Origin of the sequence: Bartonella sp. MU70NMGDW (assembly GCF_042194085.1) — a bacterium.
In the GTDB taxonomy this organism is placed as follows: domain Bacteria; phylum Pseudomonadota; class Alphaproteobacteria; order Rhizobiales; family Rhizobiaceae; genus Bartonella; species Bartonella grahamii.
Map to the genome: position 1 here is coordinate 24,656 of NZ_JBHIMK010000017.1, position 4,273 is coordinate 28,928.

At 38.5% G+C, this 4,273-nt stretch carries 5 protein-coding genes; all 5 read right to left on the bottom strand.

What is annotated here, in order from left to right:
* On the bottom strand, positions 1–464 hold a 464-nt coding region (ybeY, locus tag ACFIKE_RS03105; RefSeq protein WP_375648372.1), incomplete at its 3' end, for an rRNA maturation RNase YbeY.
* On the bottom strand, positions 461–1,585 hold the full coding sequence (locus tag ACFIKE_RS03110) for a PhoH family protein (protein WP_375626873.1): 1,125 nt from the start codon (positions 1,583–1,585) through the stop codon (positions 461–463). The genes ACFIKE_RS03110 and ybeY, both read right to left, overlap by 4 nt.
* A 158-nt stretch (positions 1,586–1,743) precedes the next feature.
* The gene (gene miaB / locus ACFIKE_RS03115) at positions 1,744–3,120 is read right to left on the bottom strand and encodes a tRNA (N6-isopentenyl adenosine(37)-C2)-methylthiotransferase MiaB (RefSeq protein ID WP_375626768.1); all 1,377 of its coding nucleotides are present in this window, start codon (positions 3,118–3,120) and stop codon (positions 1,744–1,746) included.
* 40 nt (positions 3,121–3,160) lie between these two features.
* Positions 3,161–3,643 carry a ribosomal protein S18-alanine N-acetyltransferase gene (gene rimI, locus ACFIKE_RS03120; protein WP_375626770.1) on the bottom strand — a complete coding sequence of 161 codons (483 nt, stop codon included), beginning with the start codon at positions 3,641–3,643 and terminating at the stop codon, positions 3,161–3,163.
* The coding region (tsaB, locus tag ACFIKE_RS03125) for a tRNA (adenosine(37)-N6)-threonylcarbamoyltransferase complex dimerization subunit type 1 TsaB (RefSeq protein ID WP_375648373.1) at positions 3,643–4,273 on the bottom strand (631 nt) is incomplete at its 5' end. The genes rimI and tsaB, both read right to left, overlap by 1 nt.

The following is a 4,273-nucleotide window of genomic DNA, read 5'->3' on the forward strand; positions in this document are numbered from 1 at the left end:
GCGTAAGGATCTTTTATGGAAAGCTTTTGCAGAATTTCTCTTTCGAGCTTTTCCATTTGATATGCTTCATTATCAGTTTCATGGTCATAGCCAAGCAGATGCAAGATACCATGAACAATCATATGCGTTAAATGGTCTTGAAATGTTTTTCCTTGTTTTTCTGCTTCGAGAACAACAGTCTCTCGCGCAATAATAATATCACCGAGCATGGGACCAGGAGGATTTCCAGCTTTAAGTGGAAAAGCAGGAAAGGATAATACATTAGTAGATTTGTTTTTGTTGCGCCATTGTGCATTGATTTGTGCCATATGTTTATCATCCGTAAAAAGCAGGCTAATCTCGCTTACAACATTTTCCAATGAAACATGATGCATAGTCGTCATTAATGCTTTTTCAGTGATATTATAAAGCATTTTCTCATCATTCCACCCTGCGCTTTTGACCATTATATCAATAATAATCATGATGAATCAAATTCATTTTTTAATGCATCGCATGCGAATGATTTTTTTTTATTTTGTATTTCGGAATCACGATCATAAGCACGAACGATAGCAGCAACAAGTGGATGGCGTATAACATCTTCTTCATCAAAATGTACAATTGCAATATTTTCTACATTTGAAAGAATGCGAATTGCTTCAATGAGACCTGATTTTTGCCCTGTAGGCAAATCAATTTGGCTTACGTCACCGGTAACAATCATACGTGTCCCTTCACCAAGACGTGTGAGGAACATCTTCATTTGCATGGGCGTAGTATTTTGTGCCTCATCAAGAATAACAGCAGCATGGGCAAGTGTTCGTCCGCGCATAAAGGCAAGAGGAGCAATTTCTATGACACCAGAAGCTAAAATGCGTTCTATTTTTTCAGCGGGCATCATATCATAAAGAGCATCATAAAGTGGTCGTAAATATGGGTCGACTTTTTCTTTGAGATCACCGGGAAGAAAACCAAGATGTTCTCCAGCTTCAACAGCCGGACGTGAGAGAATAATTCGCTCAATGATACCACGTTCTAGAAGCATTGCAGCATGAGCAACAGCAAGATACGTTTTGCCTGTTCCTGCTGGTCCTACACCAAATACAAGCTCAGTATGCTCCATAGCGCGTATGTAAGCATCTTGTGTTGGAGTTCTTGCATGAATTATTTTTTTATGGGTACTCAACCGTGCTGGTATACGTTTCGTTGCAGATTTGTATGTTATTGTGTCTTCTTTCTGCTTCTTTGGTATATTTGCCATAGCAAGTGCTCCTTTTATATCTGATAAAGTGAGCTCTTGATGTGTTTGGGCACGTTCATAAAGTTGCTGCAATACATATTGCGCACGTTTTATAACAGAAATACTTCCACGGATTAAGACTTCATTACCACGCGGATGAATACTAAGTTCAAGTTTTTTTTCGATATAAGCGAGATTTTCGTCAAATTTACCAAAAACTGCTTTTGCATATTTATTATTTTCGAAAATCAAAACAACTTGGCTCGGATCTGAAGCGCTTGTTTGTTTCAAGTTATCAGCCTTTTCAAGGGACATATTTACTTTTTCTTTAATACGCTTTATTTTTTCGGTTGAAGCTTTCAGCCTATTCTCCATATCTACATAAATATTGCACGTTTTGTTAAGTAAATTTTATAAAAGACAATTTTTTAGAAAAGTGCACGTTTTAGATGTAATCATTTTCTTTTAAAATAAAAGAGTTTTCCAAAATATTTATTGTGAACAAGGTTTTAGAGGTATGTTTATCTATTTGTCATTTCACCAACAAAACTGTTTGAGCTTGCATTTTTAATATGAATTTCTATTACGCTACCTGTAGAGGCTTCTGTATCTACGACAACAGGTAAAAGCCAAGGGGAACGTCCTACCATTTGCCCTGAGTGACGTCCAGGTTTTTCGATGAGAACGTTAGTTTTTTGACCAATTTTAGAACGCAAAAACGCATTTTGTTGTTCAAGGAGAAGGACTTGTAACTGTTGAAGGCGGGCATCTTTTACAGATTCATCAACATAATTTTTCATTGTGGCTCCCACTGTTCCAGGACGGGGAGAATATTTAAAAGAATAAGCTGAACTGTACTGTACTTGTTGAATAAGTTTAATGGTTTCTTCAAAGTCTTCATCTGTTTCTCCTGGAAATCCTACAATGAAATCGCCTGAAAAGGCAATGTCTGGCCGTGCGGTTCGAATTTTTTCGATAAGATGAAGATAATGAGAGCTTTTGTGTTGGCGGTTCATAGCTTTTAAGATGCGATCTGAACCTGATTGAACAGGAAGATGGAGGTAAGGCATTAACATATCAAGATCTCGATGCGCGGCAATAAGGCTATCATCCATATCACGTGGGTGGCTGGTTGTGTAACGCAAACGCTTTAAACCATCGAGTTTTGCAAGATGATAAAGAAGATCGCCAAGACGCCAAGTTTTGCCATCAGCACTTTGTCCATGCCAACCATTGACATTTTGTCCAAGCAGTGTAATTTCTTTGACACCCGCTTCGATGAGTTGAAGGGCTTCTTCAGTAATTTGCTCAACGGATCGTGATATTTCGGCACCGCGTGTATAGGGCACAACACAAAAAGTGCAAAATTTATCGCAACCTTCCTGTACTGTTAAAAATGCGCTAACACCTCGTTTTCTTACTGCATGTTTATTATGGGGTGGCAAATGAGCAAATTTATCTTCAACAGCATAGTCTGTTTCGATAATTTTTTTTCCTTGTTTGGCCTTCTCTAACAATTCTGGCAAGCGATGATACATTTGCGGACCAATAACAAGATCCACTGTTGGAGCACGGCGCAAGATCTCACTTCCCTCAGCTTGTGCAACGCAACCCGTTACACCAACCATCAGGGGTTTATCAGGTGTGCGCTCTTGACGCATAACGCGCAAACGACCGAGATCAGAATAAAGTTTTTCTGCTGCTTTTTCACGAATATGACAGGTATTAACAAGAATAAGATCGGCATCATTGGGAAATTGTGTTGTTACATAGCCTTGCGAACTGAGGCTATCAGTCATCCGTTGGCTATCATAAACATTCATTTGACATCCATAGGTTTTGATAAAAACCTTTTTCGGAGCAACAGGAGGTGTATTTTTAGGATTTACTTTATTCATGGTGCATGTGTAAATGTTTTTTACACAAATCTCAATCTATTTACTTAAAAGTTTTTTGCATGATAATTGCATCACCACGACCATTTTTTGACGGGTAGTAGGCAAGACGTTCAGAAATTTTTTGAAATTCAAAGCGTTGATAAAGGTTCAAAGCAGAAAGGTTTGTGGCTTCTACTTCCAAGAATAATTTTATAGCGCCTTTGTCGTGAAGATGGTGAACTGTTCTTTCGATCAGAAAGGTACCAATTCCTTGTTGACGATAATGAGGGTGAACAGCAATCGTGATAATTTCTGCTTCATCAAGGATGAGACGGCATAGGCAAAAGCCTAAAATTTGATCAGAGCGATCGATGAGAAAAACTTTGTATCCGAAGATAGAGTGATCTGTTAAGAAATTATCAAAAGCTTCTTTTCCCCAAGACGGGGTAAAACAATGTTGATGAATTTGATGAAGAGGAGCACTATCATTAACTTGTAGCGGAGCAATTCCAAAAATCTTTTTTGTCAATGAAAATTTGGGCATTATTTTTTTTGTGGTAAAACAAAATTGGTTTGTTGTTTTGCATCAGCGCTGCGTAGATAGAGTGGGCGAGGCGAATTTTTTGATTGTTTGTTTGCAGCAAGATAAGCATAGTTTACAATATCAGCCGCTTCGCAGGGGATTTTTTCTAGGACAATTTTTTCGTTTATTTTATGGCTTTTAATATGCTCCACAACGGCATCAGCAGCTGGGCCAGTCAGTCGGGTTTTTTTTGGCAAATCTTCGAGGATATTTTCAATTGTTTTTAATCCCGGCGCTCCTAAAGGTGTGAGATCATTATGAAAATTTTGATGGTAGAACATCTCTCTCCCTGCTTCAATGACAACAGTAATTGCTGATGCTGTACTTTTACTGTTTATTACTTGTGCTGCTAACGCTTCAAGAGCACTCACTCCAACAGCAGGTATTTCAAGTGCTAATGCCAAAGCGCGCGCTGTTGCAACACCGACACGTACACCAGTAAATGATCCAGGTCCAATATTGACAGCAATACGCTCAACTTGATCAAGCGTCATATTGGCTTGTGTCATTATTTGTGTAATCTGCCCAATAAGTTTTTCAGCATGTCCTTTGTTCATGCGCTCATTGATACGCGCAATAACAGATTTATGA

Bases quoted from the DNA above. Each gene is read 5' to 3' on its own strand.
- miaB (WP_375626768.1), bottom strand. From the start codon at position 3,120: ATGAATAAAGTAAATCCTAAAAATACACCTCCTGTTGCTCCGAAAAAG.
- rimI (WP_375626770.1), bottom strand. From the start codon at position 3,643: ATGCCCAAATTTTCATTGACAAAAAAGATTTTTGGAATTGCTCCGCTA.